The following is a 16,689-nucleotide window of genomic DNA, read 5'->3' on the forward strand; positions in this document are numbered from 1 at the left end:
CTGCACACATAATAGGAATGAGGAGTTACTATGTGTTCAATCTTTGGGGTATTAGATATTAAATCTGATCCCGCTCAATTGCGAACTCAAGCAATTGAAATGTCAAAATTACTACGACACCGAGGCCCAGATTGGTCTGGTGTTTACGCGTCTGAAAAAGCAATTTTAGTTCACGAACGTCTTGCAATTGTTGGCGTATCTAGTGGTGCGCAACCTTTATACAACCCTGAAAAAACGCATATTTTAGCGGTAAATGGGGAAATATATAATCACAAAGAGCTAGCTGCAAACTTAGACACTGATTTTACCTTTCAGACACAGTCTGACTGTGAAGTAATATTAGCGCTTTATAAACAAAAAGGTCCTGAGTTTTTAGATGACTTGAACGGTATTTTTGCATTTTGCTTATACGATGAAGAAAATGACGCCTACTTAATTGGTCGCGATCACATTGGTATTATACCGCTATACACTGGCCACGATGAGCACGGTAACTTTTATGTTGCATCTGAGCTAAAAGCACTTTCTCCAATTTGTAAACATATTGAAGAATTTCCTCCTGGTCATTACTTTTACAGTAAAGATGGTGAATTAAAGCCGTATTATAAACGCGATTGGCAAACGTTCGACGCAGTGAAAGATAACAGTGCAGAATCATCAGATGTGAAAGACGCACTAGAGGCAGCCGTTAAACGCCAACTTATGTGTGATGTACCTTACGGTGTATTACTATCTGGTGGATTAGACTCATCGGTAATTTCTGCTATCACACAGCGTTTTGCAGCTAAACGTATTGAAGATAACGACGAAAGTGATGCTTGGTGGCCTAAGCTTCACTCGTTTTCAGTGGGTCTTGAGGGTTCACCCGATTTAGCGGCAGCACAAAAGGTAGCCGACATGATTGGGACAGTGCACCACCCTATCATTTTTACTATTCAAGAAGGTATTGATGCGCTTCGTGAAGTCATTTACCACATAGAAACTTATGATGTAACCACTATTCGTGCATCAACCCCTATGTATTTAATGGCTCGTCAAATTAAAGCCATGGGTATTAAAATGGTTCTTTCTGGTGAGGGTGCAGATGAATTATTTGGTGGTTACTTATACTTCCATAAAGCGCCAAATGCACAAGAGTTTCATGAAGAACTAAATCGCAAAGTATCTAAACTTCACATGTTTGACTGTCTGCGTGCTAATAAGTCGATGGCCGCATGGGGTGTTGAAGCCCGCGTACCATTCTTAGACAAAGAATTTGTTGATGTTGCTATGCGCATCAATCCTGAAGCTAAAATGTGTAAAGAAGGCAAAATTGAAAAGCATATTTTACGTGAAGGCTTTGGTGGCTACCTTCCTGATGAAGTTTTATGGCGCCAAAAAGAACAGTTTTCTGATGGTGTTGGCTACAGCTGGATAGATACATTAAAAGAGTATGTTGAAGAGCAAGTAAGCGATCAAGACCTCGCTAACGCTAAGTTTAAATACCCTATTAATACCCCTGATTCAAAAGAAGCTTATTACTACCGTGCTATTTTTGAGTCGCACTTCCCAGGTGACGCCTCGGCTAAGTGTGTACCACACGGTAAGTCAGTCGCTTGCTCAACACCAGAAGCACTTGCTTGGGATGAATCGTTCCAAAATAATGCGGACCCTTCTGGTCGTGCAGCGGGCGTACACAACGACGCTTACACAGGTAAAAAATAAGCACTAACGTATACACTGCATAAGTTTTATGCAGTGTATAAACTTCCACCACCCCTTTAACTTCATTTTCTTCTTTAACTTACTAGACTGCTTGGTCTATAAATAATTACTTTAATTATAGTTTAAGTTCTAAGCTTATAGTTTTCATCTACCTACTATTATTTTTTTAAATAGCTATTTTTATGGCTAACATTACCCTTAAAACACGCTATTTTAACTATTTGTTACTTTTATCGTTTATGTAGCTGCGTATCATCTGTAAGATAGAAAAATAAATAGTTAGTCTTCAAATTATTTTTTATTCTCAGTATATAGACTAATGTATTTAATGGGCGGCTGGATAACCAGTTATTTATAATTACAAAAGAGGTATTGCATGAAGGAAAATCATGACAAATATAGTATTGATAATACAGATTACACCGTAGGACAGGATAACGTCCAAAAGTGGGGATTTGATATTCATAACCCTGTTTTTGGGATTAGTGCGGGTCTTATTATTTTATTTTTAGTTGCCTTGCTTGTCACCGAGCCACAAACAGCTAAAACTGCGCTCGATACTATTAAATTCGATATTATTAATAACTTTGATGCGCTATTTATGTGGGCTGCTAACTTTTTCGTCGTTTTCTGTTTAGCGCTTATTGTATCTCCATACGGAAATATACGCTTGGGAGGAAGTGAAGCTAAACCCTCTCATACTCGCCTTTCATGGCTTGCAATGTTATTTGCCGCTGGTATGGGTATTGGCCTTATGTTTTGGGGTGTAGCAGAACCCGTTGCTTATTATACTGGCTGGTACGAAACACCACTAAACGTTGCAGCAAACACACCAGAAGCTGCAAAATTAGCCATGGGCGCAACCATGTTCCATTGGGGTCTTCATCCGTGGGCAATTTATGCAGTGGTTAGTTTATCTCTGGCTTTTTTTGCTTACAATAAAGGGCTCCCGCTTTCAATCCGTTCGATTTTTTATCCGATTTTAGGTGATAAAGCGTGGGGATGGCCGGGACATATTATTGATATTTTGGCTGTTTTGGCTACTTTATTTGGGTTAGCAACTTCATTAGGTTTAGGTGCGCAGCAAGCCTCAGCGGGGATTAACCATGTATTTGGTTTAGAAGGCGGTATTGGCTCGCAAATTTTAGTTATTGTAGGGGTTACTTTATTAGCCGTTATATCCGTTGTTCGCGGCATTGATGGCGGTGTAAAGCTATTAAGTAATATAAACATGCTGATAGCGTTTGTATTACTGTTGTTTGTTTGCCTAGTTGGTTTTGCTGTAGCTATGGGGAATGTTCCAAATACAGTAATGGGGTATGTAGAAAACATTATCCCTTTGAGTAACCCACACGGCCGTGAAGACGAAACATGGATGCACGGTTGGACTGTATTTTACTGGGCATGGTGGATTTCGTGGTCACCGTTTGTTGGTATGTTTATAGCTCGTGTTTCACGCGGACGCACTATTCGTGAATTCTTAATCGCTGTATTACTTATTCCAACTTTAGTAACGGTATTGTGGATGTCTATCTACGGTGGTATTGCAATTGATCAAATTATCAATGGTGTTGGCGCGCTAGGGCTTAATGGCTTAACTGAAGTCCCTTTAGCAATGTTTCATATGCTGGATGAACTGCCGCTTTCAAATATATTATCGTTTATTGCGATTGTTCTTGTACTTGTGTTTTTTATTACCTCGTCAGACTCTGGGTCGTTAGTAATCGATTCTATTACAGCCGGTGGTAAGATTGACGCTCCCGTTCCCCAGCGTATATTTTGGGCCACAGTTGAGGGCGCTATTGCTGCTGCGCTACTTTGGATTGGCGGAACACAAGCCATTGAAGCTTTACAAGCGGGTGCTGTGTCAACAGGTTTACCATTTACGTTTGTGCTTTTACTTATGTGTGTGAGCTTATTATTAGGTTTAAGAACTGAGCCTCGCCCAGTTAAGTAATAAATTAACAACAATAAAAAAACGCCGCATTTTTGCGGCGTTTTTATTTATATATGTTCAGCTCCATATAGTGCACAACGGTGTTTCTTCTGTGTAATGATGACGCAATTGAGCTTGTAAAAGCTCAGCGGTTGCAAGCGCATCGGTTAACGCATGATGCCCTTCATAAGAAGGTAGAGAATAACGTTTACGACAGTCATTTAGCCTGAGCGATCCCAGTTTAGTGTTAAATAGCTGCCCTATTAAGCCTTGTTTTGCTTTGAGCGCTCTTCGCTCAAGTTCCATGGTATCTACAACCATAAACTCAATATGCTCTTTTAATCTCAATAATAACGCACTATTAAAAAAGCCACGTTCGATTGCCGCATAGTGAACAACTATTACCTTAGAACGCAAAGCATCAAGTAAAGGCGCTATAATGTTGTCAAAGTCAGGCGCGTTATCAACATCGTTATGAGTAATACCGTGGATCACAATAGATGATTCACTTAGGTTTCGTCTTGGCTGAACCACCCAATGTTTACTCTGTTTACAGTATATTCGCGCTAATGTGAATGGCACTAACCCCACACTCACAATATCATCTGTTTTACTATTAAGTCCTGTTGTTTCAAAATCTAATGCAACAAAAGGAATGTCTTTAACAGAAGCACTAGCATCACTAAATGTAGATAAATAAAACTCTTTTAGTAAGTTGTTTTGCGCATCATCGGCAAGCTGAGCATAACGTGTATTCCAGTTTTTAACTTCTTTAAAAAACATAGGTTATTTCATACCCGAGTGTGCGGTATAACAAAATTTAAGGTAATTTTGCGCCTTATCTAGAATAGCAAAAGCATCTTTTAAATGACGCTGTTCAAATGGAGAAAGTAGATGCGGATCAAGGTTATTGTCGGGTTCTTTACCCTGCTCAATTTGCCATGCCTGATGACGTATACGGGTCATCGAAATGTACTCTAACGCATCACGTAAGTCTTGCGCTTTGCCTGCAGGCAAAACATTGGCTTCTATAATATCTTCTAGGCGATCAAATGAATTTTGCTTACGAGATCCAATGGCAAGTGCATGGACGCGAACAACATCACTTAATGGCGCTGTGCCACGTCGTTTTAAATTCATAGATTTTTGATGCTGCCCATTGTGTTCAAGAACAAACCCTTTAAAAAAGCCAAGTGGAGGTGTTCTATTACGAGCATTTGCTGCCATATTTGCTAGAAACAGTCTGTTATTTGCACTGTGTTTAGCAATATATGTTTTTAACTCATTAGCCCATTTTGTTTTACCCCACACACCGTCTAAATCAAAAAATATAGAACTGTTAAGTAAAGCCTGTGGTTTGGGTTCAGCAATCCATTGGGCAAATTGCTCAAACCATTGGTCCTGTGTTTTTCGCCACTTCTTGAATGACGCCATAATTTCACCGTCGCAATAGCTATAGCCACATTGAGCTAATCCATCACAAACAAAGTCACTCAAATTTTGAAAATAAGCATTATGTTTTTCGTCGTCATAGCTATTATCTAATATAAGTGCATTGTCTTGATCGGTAACAATAAGCTGCTCATCTCTAGCCATTGAGCCTAATGCAATAAAGCAGTAGGGTATTGGCGGTGGGCCGAATTTTTCTTCTGCGAGTATTAGCAACCGTTGTTTAAATGTACGACCAATGACAGCCATTGCAGTACCAACCATATGAGAGTTTGCATCTTCATTTACCATGCGCACAAATACACGGGGAAGCTGATTTGCGTAGTGTGCTAAGTCTTCAACAGACTGCTGAGCCAATATACCACGCACCAACAATAAGCTACTTTGCGATTCATAACGTAGAATATCTGACAGTGATATAACACCAATTGGCCGTTTTTTTTGTACCACAGGAAGATGATGTAAATTATCTCTGAGCATGGCTAACACGGCTTCAAAAATATAGTCATTTAGATCAAGTAGCACTAGGTTAGTTGACATAATAACGTGTGCGGGCGTGTTGTACTCAAGCCCCTGCGCAACAACTTTAGTACGTAAATCTTTATCTGTTATTATACCAACGACTTGCCCGTCATCTTCTTGAGGGTCGTTATTAATAGGCTTATTAACGTCTGTCACTAGCACTGACGAAACCGACTCATCGGTCATGAGCTGTGCAATATTTTTTACTGTTTCAGTTGCATCGACTGTAACAACGTCTCGGTGAAGTAATGATTTCACCTTGGCAGTGGTTAAATCTTTGCCATCGGCTTGCTCAACAATTGCTTGATGCAAACGCACATTACCATCGGTTTCAAAATAATCTGCAAAGACTTCAAATTCATCACAATACTGCAAAAATATGTCAACGTTTATACAATACACTAGCGTGTCTTCAAGCGCTGTAGCCGGAAAACGTACTTTGCGATTCATCAACAAGCCCATTTGCCCAAATATTCCTGCAGTGGCCAAACGGTTATAGAGCTCGCCATCACGGCGATACATTTCAACAGCGCCACTTCTTATGATGTACAAATCGGCTATGTCTTGGCCGTATTGTAAAATATCGGTATTAGCCCTGAAGTAACTGACTTCGACTTGTTTAGCAAGTTCATCTAATGCTTTTTGAGGAAGATCATCAAAAGGAGGGTGTTGTGATAAAAATTGCGCTATTTCAATTTGTTCGCTTTGCATTATAGATCCCTACTGATTTCCAATAATGCAATTGTGGGCCTAATTAACCGTTTTTTAAAGAAAAAAGATTAATTCGGCCACTAAAGGTTTATTCTGTTTGTTCAAGCTCTTGGGCCAGCTGTTTAGTTTCATCCCCTCTTGGCTTAGTGAAACGTGCAAGTCCTAAATAGATGACTGGTGTTAAGTATAAAGTAAATAAAACAGCAAGTGAAAGACCACCAAATACAACCCAACCTATTGCATTACGTGCTTCAGCACCCGCCCCGCTTGATAAAATTAATGGCAGTGCACCAAGTAACGTAGAAACGAGTGTCATGGTGATTGGACGTAATCTTACCAGCGCAGCCTCTTCAACCGCCTCACGAACTGATAAGCCTTGGTCTCGAAGTTGATCTGCAAATTCGACTAATAAAATGGCATTTTTCGCAATTAGACCAATGAGCATCACTAGACCAATTTGCGAATAAATATTAAGAGACGTATTTGTTAAATAAAGCGCTAAAATAGCAGAGGTAATACCAAATGGAACTGTTAGCATTACCACTATCGCACTGTTTACACTTTCAAATTGAGCTGCTAATACCAGTAATACAATTAGAAAAGCCAACACGTAAGTTAAAAGTACTTCGTTTGCTGTTTCTTCAAAGGTCAGCGCTTCACCTTTAAACGCAAGGGTAATACCTTGAGGCAACGATTGCTGAGACAAATTGCGAATTTGATCGACTATATCGGCAATCGTCATACCATCCGGTAGTTCCATATCTAATTCAATAGCACGACGCTGTGCATGACGCTCAAGCTCAGCGGCTACTCCTTCTTCACTAATATTAGCTAAGCTACTAATCGGCACTAACCTCCCTTGCGAACTTGCCACATAGAGGTTTGCTAAATCACTTGGATCTTGAATAACCTGGTTTTGCACTTGCAGCATGATGGGTATTGATTGGTCGCCAATGTTGAGATCAGCAACATCATCCCCATTGATGGCAGCGCGAAGTGTAATTGAGATATCACTGAGCGATACACCCAACTCTTCGGCTCTTCGCCTATCAATATTTACACGTAATTGTGGTTGTGACGGCTGATAAGAGACTCTTACAGGGGCAGTACCCGGGATTGCGTTTTCAATTTGCTTTGCAAAATTTTGTGCAGCGACAAAAATTTGTTGGTAGTCTTGGCCTAATAAAGCGATTTCTATACCGCCACCTTGACCTCTAAGATTTAAACTATTAGAACCGGATGCACGACCAGCTGCGCCTGGGATTTCACCTAATGGTCCGCGAATTTTATTAATGATTTCTTGCTGGCTAAATTGACGGTCGTCCCAATGCTTTAGTGGTACTGTAATAAAAACAATATTTGGATCCCATTGCCCAACAACTGTGTAAATAGATTCTATTTCACCACTTTCTACAAAAGGTAACAAAATATCCTCCATTTGCATTGCTTGCCTGTCCATAAAGTTCAACCCAACACCGTCTGGGCCTCTGGCAAATATACGAATTTTACCCCTGTCCTCTGTAGGTAATAGTTCGTTATCGAGGTTTAAATACAATGCGCCAGAACCTAAGGCTATTAATATACAAGCTATGAGCACGAGCCAAGCGCGGTTCAGAACGCTTTTAATAGTTATGCTATAAAGGCTTACTAACTTATTACCTACTTTGGCAAATGGGTGGTTGCTTTGTTTTTTAAGTTTTAATTTTGATGTCAATGCAGGAACAAGTGATAACGCAACAAAACTTGAAATGATGACTGCACCTGCAAGTACCCCGCCAAACTCTCTAAATAATCGTCCTGCCGTAGAAGGTAAAAATGCAATAGGGATAAAAACCGCAGCCAATACAGCAGTCGTTGCAACTACCGCAAAAAATACTTCTCGAGTTCCTATTACTGCTGATGCTCGCCGACCAAGCCCTAGCCCTCTTTGACGTTGTATGTTTTCACTTACAACAATTGCATCATCAACTATTAAACCTGTGGCTAACACGAGTGCTAATAAAGTGAGTATATTAATAGAAAAACCAAGGGCCCAAATAAGTGCAAGAGACCCTATAAGCGCAACAGGTATGGCAAATGCAGGCACAAGTGTTGCCCGCCACGAACCTATAAACACCCATAACGTTATTACCACTAACAAAACTGTAAGCACTAAGGAGTTTATTACTTCGTCAACAGAGCTTCTTATAAATTGTGCATCGTCTGAGGTGAGGGTAAATTCGAGTTCAGGGAATCGTTCGCGCATGTTTTCAAGTAACTGTAAAACTTCATCCGATATTTCAATTGTATTTGATTGCGCTTGACGAATAACCTCCATACCGATTACTGGTTTGCCATCTAAACGAACCATAGAGCGTGGATCTGCTGGGCCAAAATAGACTGATGCAATATCACCTACTCGCGTATCACCGCTAACAATAATATCAGCTACCTCATTGGGGGTAATAGAAGTCGCATCGGCTCTGACTATGACTTGCTGGTCACTTGATTTAAGGCTTCCTGCTGGTACATCAAATGGCGCTTGTCGTAAAACATCTGCCACATCAGGAATGGTAAGGTTAAAACTACTTAACTTTAATGGATCTAAGCGAACTCGCAAAACACGTTTTCGGTCCCCGTTTAACCTGACATCGGCAACACCCGGTATGGTTAAAAACTGGGGAGCTAAATCGGTTTCAACGCGTTCAGTAAGGGCTTCAAGTGCTAGACTATTACTTGATACAGTGAGCGAAACAACAGCTTCTGCATCGTTATCGGCCTTGATAATTGCAACACGTTCAACTTCCTCTGGTAATTCTCGTTGTACACGCGCAACAGACTCTCTGGTTTCGTTAGCTGCATTGTCTAAATCTACGCCAGGGCGAAACTCAACAACAATACGCGCATTGCCTTCTTCACTTTGTGCGCGAATTGATTTAACACCACTTACACGGGCTATTGCCCCTTCTAGTTTACTGGTTACTTCTGTGTCGACCGTTTCTGGAGACCCACCAGGAAATGAAGCCGAAACAGTTATACGTGGCCTATCAACATCTGGTAATTCTCTGACTTCAATTCCTGCAATTGCAGCTAAACCAGCAATTATTATTAGTAGATTCAAAACAACAATGAGCACTGGGCGGCGAATTGCCATTGAGGGTAGGTCTTGCATCATAGGGGAATTTTTCATTGTTATTCCTCTAAATTACTGGGATTAGCAAACGTTAATGTTTGGTTTTCGCGCAAGCGTTGGACGCCTTCAACAACCAATATATCGTTTTCATTTAAATTGCCTGAAACTAACAATCGCCCAGCTAAGCGTTGCTCTATTTTTACATCTATGCGCTTTGCTTTTTTATCTATACTTTTCCAAACATAAGGCCCTGTTGCTCCCCACATAAGTGCAGCCTCAGGCACAACAGCATATGATTCCCCTTGCATGGTAATATTAATTCGAAAACTCATACCAGGCATAAACTGATCATTTTCATTTTCCAGTTTGGCTTTGACACGTAAGGTACGGGTTTGTGGATTTATTCGAGAATCAAGATATGAAACTTGAGCATTAATAGCTTTTGCGCTTTGCCATGGTGTTACTTCCACAATACCTTTATTTTTTAATATTGAGACAGCTGACTCGGGGGCGTTAAAATTAATGTACAAACTGCGAGTATCATCAATTGTTGCAATGGCAGTTTGCTCTGTAATGCGATCCCCTTTTTCTACATCAGTAAGTCCCATCACACCATCAAATGGCGCAAGCACAGTTCTGTCTTCCAGATCTGTTTTAGCATTAATAAGAGCAACCTCGGCGAGTGCATGCAAAGTTTTAGCATCATCTAAGTCACTTTTAGGAATTGCTCCCTTTTTGTGACTTTCGCTGAGTCTGTTAAGTGTTCGTTGGGTATCTGCTAAGGTTATTTCTGCTTGTTTAAGAGCTGCTTTTTGTCTGCGAGAGTCAAGCTCGACTAAAACATCTCCCTCCTTTACGAAGTTACCCGGTTTAAAGTGAACGGCTGTTACTCTATCACCCACTGCAGGAAATAATATAACGGAGTGAATTGCTTCTGCATTACCTACAGCTTTAACCTCTTCTTTTGTTCGTTCCGTTGTAACTTTTTGTACCATTACATTTGCACTAAATGCTGCTGTGCTAAAAATGAATAATAACAAGTAGATATTTAATAGAAGTATGCGCAATTTCAAAGAACCACCTTATAAACCATTTTGTTGACCACTATACGCAGTGTAACAAAAGTGTGATCAAAATTAGCCTGTGTTAACGCTGAACACTCAACTATGCAAGATGAATAACAAATTTTAGCCAAAAAAAAGAGCCGTAAAGCTCTTTTTTATTAAGTACATTTTCAAGATGACTTACTTACCACGTTGAGCATCTTTTTGTGCTTTTTTAGCCTCTTTGCGTTGTTGAAGAACGGTCTGTGCTTCGTTACCTATATGCCCTTCTCCACGAGCCTGTGCGAGCTCAATTTGTTTTTGGCGCTCTGCAAAACGGGCTCGCTGCTCATCAGTTACCTTATCAATACAATGATGACATGAAACACCCTCTAAATATTCAGGCTTTTGTTTTTCTTGTTCAGTTATAGGCATACGACACGCATGACATTGATCGTAAGAACCTTTCTGTAGGTCATGATCAACAGCAACGCGATTATCAAATACAAAACACTCGCCTTCCCACATGGTTTCTTCTTTTGGCACTTCTTCTAAGTATTTAAGAATACCACCTTCTAAGTGATAAACTTCATCAAAGCCCTGCTCTTTCATGTAAGCTGTTGATTTTTCACATCTAATACCACCTGTACAAAACATAGCAACTTTTTTATGTTTTTCAGGATCAAGATTTTCTTTTGCCCATTGAGGGAACTCACGAAACGTTGTTGTATTTGGATCAACGGCATTTTGAAATGTGCCAATTTCAATTTCGTAATCGTTACGCGTATCAATAAGTACAACCTCGGGGTCAGAAATTAATGCATTCCAGTCTTGAGGTTTAACATAGCTTCCCACTACTTTAAGAGGATCAATTCCCTCTACGCCCATTGTTACGATTTCTTTTTTTAGTTTTACTTTTGTGCGATAAAACGGACATTCGTCATCGTAGGATTCTTTAGTAACAATGTTTTTTAAATTTGGCTGTTCATCTAACCATGCAAGGAGGTTATCAATGCCCGCTCGTTTTGCAGAAACAGTGCCATTAATTCCTTCAGCAGCTAAAAGTAATGTGCCTCGCACTTCATTCTTTTCCATAACCTCCAGTAGAGGTTTACGTAATGCTTCAAATTCAGGTAGGCCTACAAATTTGTATAAAGCGCACACTACAAAGTGTTCGCTGGTAAGATCATCTTTATGAACAGCTGTCATTTTATTTCCTATTTTGCCTTATTAGCCAATATTGGCGTTTACCGAATCGTAAATCCGGCGCATATGGGGCGCGTATTTTACGCTTTTTTAGATTAATTGCAAAAAATAGCACCATACTTTGCTTTTTGCTGTCGGGATAAGCCATGTGTACGCTATAATGCAGCAATTAATTTAAGTTGCACATTGGAGAACATTACATTGCACTTTACTGATCTTGGGATTGATACTCGCCTTGAAACACAATTAGCACATCAAGGGATCACCCAGCCCACAGACATTCAAGCACATGCAGTGCCTACCGCACTTGCAGGGCATGACATTTTTGCTCAGTCAAAGACTGGGTCGGGCAAAACCTTGGCGTTTTTATTACCCGCAGTACAACGGGTTATGAAACAAAAAGCACTCAGTAAACGCGATCCACGTGTACTTATTGTTGCCCCTACACGCGAATTAGCTACGCAAGTATTTACACAGTTGCGTTTGTTAATAGCGGGCACAGCGATTAAAGCTGTAAAAGTATTAGGTGGTGAAAACTTTAATGACCAAATTAAAGCATTAAGGAACGACCCACAGTTTGTAGTGGCAACACCCGGTCGTTTGGCCGATCATGTTACCAAACGCTCGTTACAATTAAGTGGTTTAGAGCTGCTAATTTTTGATGAAGCAGACCGTATTTTAGATCTGGGCTTTACTGAACAACTAAAGTTAATTAACGACGAAGCCAATCACCGCCTTCGACAAACATTATTGTTTTCAGCAACCCTAGACCACGCTCAAGTAGATGCTCTTTCGCGTAATTTATTAAAAAAACCAAAACAGATCACGCTTAGTGCTGCAAACGAACAACACAGCGATATAACGCAAACACTCTACTTAGCCGACCACCTAGATCACAAAGAAGCGTTATTAGCACACTTTTTAAAGCAAGACGAAGTTGGCCAATGCATAATATTTACTGCCACCCGCGCAGATACAAGTCGTTTGAGCGAAGAGCTAAACAACAAAGGATTTAAATCAGTCGCACTAGCGGGTGATTTAACACAAAGCAAACGCTTAGACATTATGGACTCGTTTAGCAGAGGAAACTTTAAAATATTAATTACCACTGATGTCGCATCCCGTGGTTTAGATTTGTTAAGCGTAACGCATGTAATTAACTTTGATTTGCCAAAACATGCTGAAGAATATGTTCACAGAATAGGTAGAACTGGACGTGCTGGTTTTAAAGGTACCGCTATTTCGTTAGTAGGCCCTAAAGATTGGGCTAGTTATTTAGCAATTAAATCTTTTTTAAATGATGAGCTTAAATTTGCAACTATTGACGGACTTAAAGCTAAATTTAAAGGGATAAAAGAGAAAAAACCTGCTGCAACTGTTAAAGCTAAAAAAGTAACGCAGGTTAAAAAGCCACAAATTAAACGTAAAGCAAAACCTAAAAAACCAGCGGCACCCATTAAAGCCCCTATGAATATCGATGGCGATTCACCAATGCGCCGTAAAAAAAAGCCTGAGCAGGAATAATTATGAGTTACCTTGGAACAACACAAACCCTATTTGTAAAAGAAGTGAGTAATGAAGGCGCTTACTTGGACGGTCATGATTTAGGTGAAGTTTTTTTACCAAAAAACGAAATTAAAGATGAGCTTGAAGCTGGTGACAGCATTAGCGTATTTATATATTTAGATAATGCTAATTTACCAACGGCGACTGTTAAAAAACCACATGCTCAAGTAGGTGAATACGCCCTTTTACGTGTTAAGGAAATAAATAGTATTGGTGCATTTTTAGACTGGGGATTAGAAAAAGATGTATTAGCCCCATTTAATGAACAAAAGCCACGTATGCAAGAGGGGCATTCTTATCTTGTTCGTTTGTATCTTGATAATGCGAGTCAACGCATTTGTGCTTCAACTAACTTTAATCGCTTTTTATCAAAGGATGAGCCTGAATACACACGCCTACAAGAGGTTGATTTGATTGTTGCTGGTAAAACAGATATTGGCTACAAGGTGCTTATAGAAGAATCTCACTTTGGTGTTGTATTTTACAATATGGTATTCAAAAACTTATTTGTAGGGCAAAAGCTTAAGGGCTTTGTTCAAAAAGTACGAGAAGACGGAAAAATTGATGTTGTACTCGAAAAACCAGGCATGGGTAAAGTAAGTGAGCTTGGCGATAAAATAATGGAAAAGCTTAAAAACGAAGGCGGCATACTCGCCATTGGCGATAAATCTGATCCTGAACTTATTAAGAAAGTATTTTCAACAAGTAAAGCTAACTATAAAAAAGCAATTGGTGGATTATTTAAGCAAGAGCTGATTGAGATTGAAGCGAAATCTATCCGCTTAAAATCTAAATAATTTTATAGCGCTCATGATATCTTTATATTGTGAGTGCTTACCCTAAAATATACTTATAAGGCAATGTACACTGTGTATACTCTCTTGAGTAATTAAGTACTTCCCTTTCTGATTCTAAGTTTTGCGGCGCTAATCTAAAAACCTTTATTTCACACTCCAATTTCTTTTCATCATGATGAGATAAACAATCACTGACAGTGATATCTTGAGCATTTAACGCGTCAGAATTTCTGTAGCAAAGGTGGTGAGCATAATCCTTCATTGTTTTTTTAAAATCAAACATGTCTACAGGATAAGCTGATATAACGTCTGTTACTGTTGTAACGCCATCATAAGCCTTACTAGAAAATACATGTTTGTTAACTGAAAAGCCTGCAATGATAATCAACACTGAACCAAATAATAGCTTCAAAATAAACCCCTTACATCATTTTGATATTATAAATGTAACACAAATTACACATAACGTAAGGGGTTTAGTACTTATTTGCTGTTTTTTGTAAATTATTTTATAGATTCATTAACATCTTGCAGTACTTTTACTGGATTTGCTGCTTTAGTAATCGGTCTGCCTACAACTAGATAATCACTGCCAGCTTCAATTGCTTGTTTTGGAGTCATTATTCTTTTTTGATCGCCTGCTTCACTGCCTTCAGGGCGAATACCTGGGGTAACTAATTTAAAATGCTCACCAAGTTCAGCCTTTAAAACATTCGCTTCTTGAGCAGAACAAACAACACCATCAAGGCCTGCTTCCTTAGCTAGTTTTGCAAGGTATATTACCTGCTCCTGTGGTGATTTGTTTATACCTAAGCGTTTTAATTCTGGTTCATCCATACTTGTTAACACAGTTACAGCAATAAGAATTGGTGCTCTATCTCCAAATTCTTCTAAAGCAAGTTTTGCTTTGTGCATCATTTCATAACCGCCTGACGCATGAACATTTACCATCCAAACGCCCATTTTTGCAGCAGCTGTAACTGCCTTTGCAACTGTATTAGGAATATCATGAAACTTTAAATCTAAAAATACATCAAAACCAAGTTCAATTAACTCTTTTACAAATTCAGGGCCAAAGTAAGTAAACATTTCTTTGCCTACTTTTAATCGACAAGTATCGGGCGAAAGCTGTTTTACAAATGCTAATGCTGTTTCTTGATCGTCGTAGTCTAAAGCGATAAGCACTTTTTTTGAATTTTCGAAAGACATAGTTATCCTAATCTATAGCAGTAAAGAGTTTTTATATATTCAACTTAGTTATCAAGGCGAACTTACACAAAGTGAGTAAGGAGGTTTAATTAGTATATAGATGCTAGTTAAACTTCTAGTCGAATTTGTAAGGGCATTACAATAATTAAGTATTTAGGGGTTATTAAAATCCGTCTAAACCTCTACTTGGGACAATGGTTTCCCAATGTTTACAAGAAGGGCAATTCCAATAAATTGTATAACTTGTGAAGCCACAATGCTGGCATTGAAAATCTGGCTTAGTAGCAATATATGACGTTACAAGGCTATCAATTTCATTAAGTACTTCTTTTGTATTTTTATTTTGGTCACCCATTAGCTGCAGTAAAAAACTAAACCCCCTGATCGTTGGTTGTCTTTTTAAACTGTCAGTTAAAAAATCGAAAGCTTGTTTTGTATGACCTTGCTCTAAAAGAGCTTGGCAATGTTTTATTTTTATAAGAACACCACCCTTATCTAGTAAATCGTTTACTAACTCATGAAATTGATGCGTTAAATTTAGTTGCTTATAGCTATGCGCCAGATCATCAATGAATAAGGGGGCAAACAAAGTAAACTGGCAAATAAGTTCACGCCAATAGTAGATCGCTTTAACATAATCTTCTTTAGAAAAAGCGATAACACCTAGCTCGTACAAAGGCCTAACGGCTTTGTAGTTTAGACTAATTGCTTTTCGCATAATTTGAGGAGTATTGTCACTAAGGGCAGACTCACAATAAAAATTCGCGATAGCCTTAAATTGTTGCTCTTTAGAGAATAATTCGCTGTGAGATTCAAACATATTAATGCCTTTATCCCACTCACGAGTTTGCGAGTATAAGGTAATAATAGGATCGAGAGCTTCTACATGGCCGGCCTTGACCAACCAAACCAAATGCTCTTCTGCACCATCTAGCAATCCAGCCATTATATAATCTTCGGCTAATTCTAAGCGACTAGTAGCGGCTTGCTGCTCACTCAAACTTGGGTGTTTTAGGAGAAGTTCATGAATTTTGATTGCACGGTCTAATTCGCCTCGGCGACGAAACATAGTGGCAAGCGTAGAGTAATGTTCGACTGAATCGGCTGCAACTTCTAGTAAATTTATTAAGTGTTCTAAACCTTGATCTTCTTCGCGGTCTAATAAAAACTTAAGCCCTTTACTGTATTCAGAAGTTATTTGACGATTAAGTTGATGAGCATGATTTTTAGCACTGTTTTTACCCATAATCCAGCCATAACCGGCTGCAACAGGTAGTAGTAAAAACAAAAGCTCAATCATAATTAGGTGTCTTTATTAACGTCAAGCTTGTTTTTATTTTTCTCAGGCGCTAACTGTTTTTTCAAACGGTAATTTTGCCACTTTAATTGAGAGAATAGCTTAAAGCTTATAAAACAACCTATTAGAACACCTAA

At 39.2% G+C, this 16,689-nt stretch carries 12 protein-coding genes and 1 pseudogene; 4 read left to right on the forward strand and 9 right to left on the reverse strand.

Features of this window, described 5'->3' with window-relative positions; translation table 11 throughout:
- Positions 1–30: 30 nt before the first annotated feature.
- Together asnB and BCG07_RS11915 are read left to right on the forward strand one after the other, a co-directional pair.
- Complete coding sequence (gene asnB / locus BCG07_RS11910) at positions 31–1,704, forward strand: asparagine synthase B (RefSeq protein ID WP_286890287.1); 1,674 nt, start codon at positions 31–33, stop codon at positions 1,702–1,704.
- Between the two features lie 376 nt (positions 1,705–2,080).
- Complete coding sequence (locus BCG07_RS11915; RefSeq protein WP_058428933.1) at positions 2,081–3,661, forward strand: BCCT family transporter; 1,581 nt, start codon at positions 2,081–2,083, stop codon at positions 3,659–3,661.
- A gap of 57 nt (positions 3,662–3,718) precedes the next feature.
- Here the strand turns inward: BCG07_RS11915 and BCG07_RS11920 are convergent, their stop codons facing one another.
- The 5 genes from BCG07_RS11920 to trhO all read right to left on the reverse strand — a co-directional run bounded on the left by BCG07_RS11920 (position 3,719) and on the right by trhO (position 11,686).
- The gene (locus tag BCG07_RS11920; protein ID WP_286890288.1) at positions 3,719–4,423 is read right to left on the reverse strand and encodes a 3'-5' exonuclease; all 705 of its coding nucleotides are present in this window, start codon (positions 4,421–4,423) and stop codon (positions 3,719–3,721) included.
- A 3-nt stretch (positions 4,424–4,426) separates the two neighbouring features.
- Entirely contained in the window at positions 4,427–6,322 is a 1,896-nt protein-coding gene (locus tag BCG07_RS11925) for a DUF294 nucleotidyltransferase-like domain-containing protein (RefSeq protein WP_286890289.1), read from the reverse strand.
- An 88-nt stretch (positions 6,323–6,410) separates the two neighbouring features.
- Positions 6,411–9,491, reverse strand: a complete 3,081-nt coding sequence (locus tag BCG07_RS11930; protein ID WP_286890290.1) for an efflux RND transporter permease subunit — start codon at positions 9,489–9,491, stop codon at positions 6,411–6,413.
- A gap of 2 nt (positions 9,492–9,493) precedes the next feature.
- Positions 9,494–10,507, reverse strand: coding sequence for an efflux RND transporter periplasmic adaptor subunit (locus tag BCG07_RS11935; protein ID WP_286890291.1), 1,014 nt, complete (start codon positions 10,505–10,507; stop codon positions 9,494–9,496).
- A gap of 171 nt (positions 10,508–10,678) precedes the next feature.
- Positions 10,679–11,686 (reverse strand): oxygen-dependent tRNA uridine(34) hydroxylase TrhO, encoded by a 1,008-nt coding sequence (gene trhO / locus BCG07_RS11940; RefSeq protein ID WP_286890292.1) that lies wholly within the window; start codon positions 11,684–11,686, stop codon positions 10,679–10,681.
- A 198-nt stretch (positions 11,687–11,884) separates the two neighbouring features.
- Here trhO and BCG07_RS11945 point away from each other — a divergent pair, with 198 nt between their 5' ends.
- Complete coding sequence (locus BCG07_RS11945) at positions 11,885–13,207, forward strand: DEAD/DEAH box helicase (RefSeq protein ID WP_039036923.1); 1,323 nt, start codon at positions 11,885–11,887, stop codon at positions 13,205–13,207.
- A gap of 2 nt (positions 13,208–13,209) precedes the next feature.
- Entirely contained in the window at positions 13,210–14,046 is an 837-nt protein-coding gene (locus BCG07_RS11950) for a CvfB family protein (RefSeq protein WP_058428938.1), read from the forward strand.
- 37 nt (positions 14,047–14,083) lie between these two features.
- On the opposite strand, the gene BCG07_RS11955 is transcribed toward BCG07_RS11950, so the two are convergent.
- The 4 genes and pseudogenes from BCG07_RS11955 to BCG07_RS11970 form a co-directional block, all read right to left on the reverse strand.
- On the reverse strand, positions 14,084–14,458 hold the full coding sequence (locus tag BCG07_RS11955; RefSeq protein WP_010557408.1) for a hypothetical protein: 375 nt from the start codon (positions 14,456–14,458) through the stop codon (positions 14,084–14,086).
- Between the two features lie 92 nt (positions 14,459–14,550).
- A complete protein-coding gene (pyrF, locus tag BCG07_RS11960; RefSeq protein ID WP_006794168.1) occupies positions 14,551–15,255 on the reverse strand; it encodes an orotidine-5'-phosphate decarboxylase in 705 nt (234 codons plus the stop codon).
- 163 nt (positions 15,256–15,418) lie between these two features.
- Positions 15,419–16,555: a lipopolysaccharide assembly protein LapB gene (gene lapB / locus BCG07_RS11965; protein WP_006794167.1), complete on the reverse strand. Its 1,137-nt coding sequence runs from the start codon at positions 16,553–16,555 to the stop codon at positions 15,419–15,421.
- Positions 16,556–16,557: 2 nt separating this feature from the next.
- Positions 16,558–16,689, reverse strand: a pseudogene (locus BCG07_RS11970) (LapA family protein); the annotation flags it as partial.

This window comes from Pseudoalteromonas sp. ESRF-bin5, assembly GCF_002632075.1.
In the GTDB taxonomy this organism is placed as follows: Bacteria; Pseudomonadota; Gammaproteobacteria; order Enterobacterales; family Alteromonadaceae; genus Pseudoalteromonas; species Pseudoalteromonas marina.

Excerpts from the sequence above, each read along its gene's own strand:
- asnB (WP_286890287.1), top strand. The coding sequence starts at position 31 with ATGTGTTCAATCTTTGGGGTATTAGATATTAAATCTGATCCCGCTCAA.
- BCG07_RS11915 (WP_058428933.1), top strand. The coding sequence starts at position 2,081 with ATGAAGGAAAATCATGACAAATATAGTATTGATAATACAGATTACACC.
- BCG07_RS11920 (WP_286890288.1), bottom strand. The coding sequence starts at position 4,423 with ATGTTTTTTAAAGAAGTTAAAAACTGGAATACACGTTATGCTCAGCTT.
- BCG07_RS11925 (WP_286890289.1), bottom strand. The coding sequence starts at position 6,322 with ATGCAAAGCGAACAAATTGAAATAGCGCAATTTTTATCACAACACCCT.
- BCG07_RS11930 (WP_286890290.1), bottom strand. The coding sequence starts at position 9,491 with ATGAAAAATTCCCCTATGATGCAAGACCTACCCTCAATGGCAATTCGC.
- trhO (WP_286890292.1), bottom strand. The coding sequence starts at position 11,686 with ATGACAGCTGTTCATAAAGATGATCTTACCAGCGAACACTTTGTAGTG.
- BCG07_RS11950 (WP_058428938.1), top strand. The coding sequence starts at position 13,210 with ATGAGTTACCTTGGAACAACACAAACCCTATTTGTAAAAGAAGTGAGT.
- pyrF (WP_006794168.1), bottom strand. The coding sequence starts at position 15,255 with ATGTCTTTCGAAAATTCAAAAAAAGTGCTTATCGCTTTAGACTACGAC.
- lapB (WP_006794167.1), bottom strand. The coding sequence starts at position 16,555 with ATGATTGAGCTTTTGTTTTTACTACTACCTGTTGCAGCCGGTTATGGC.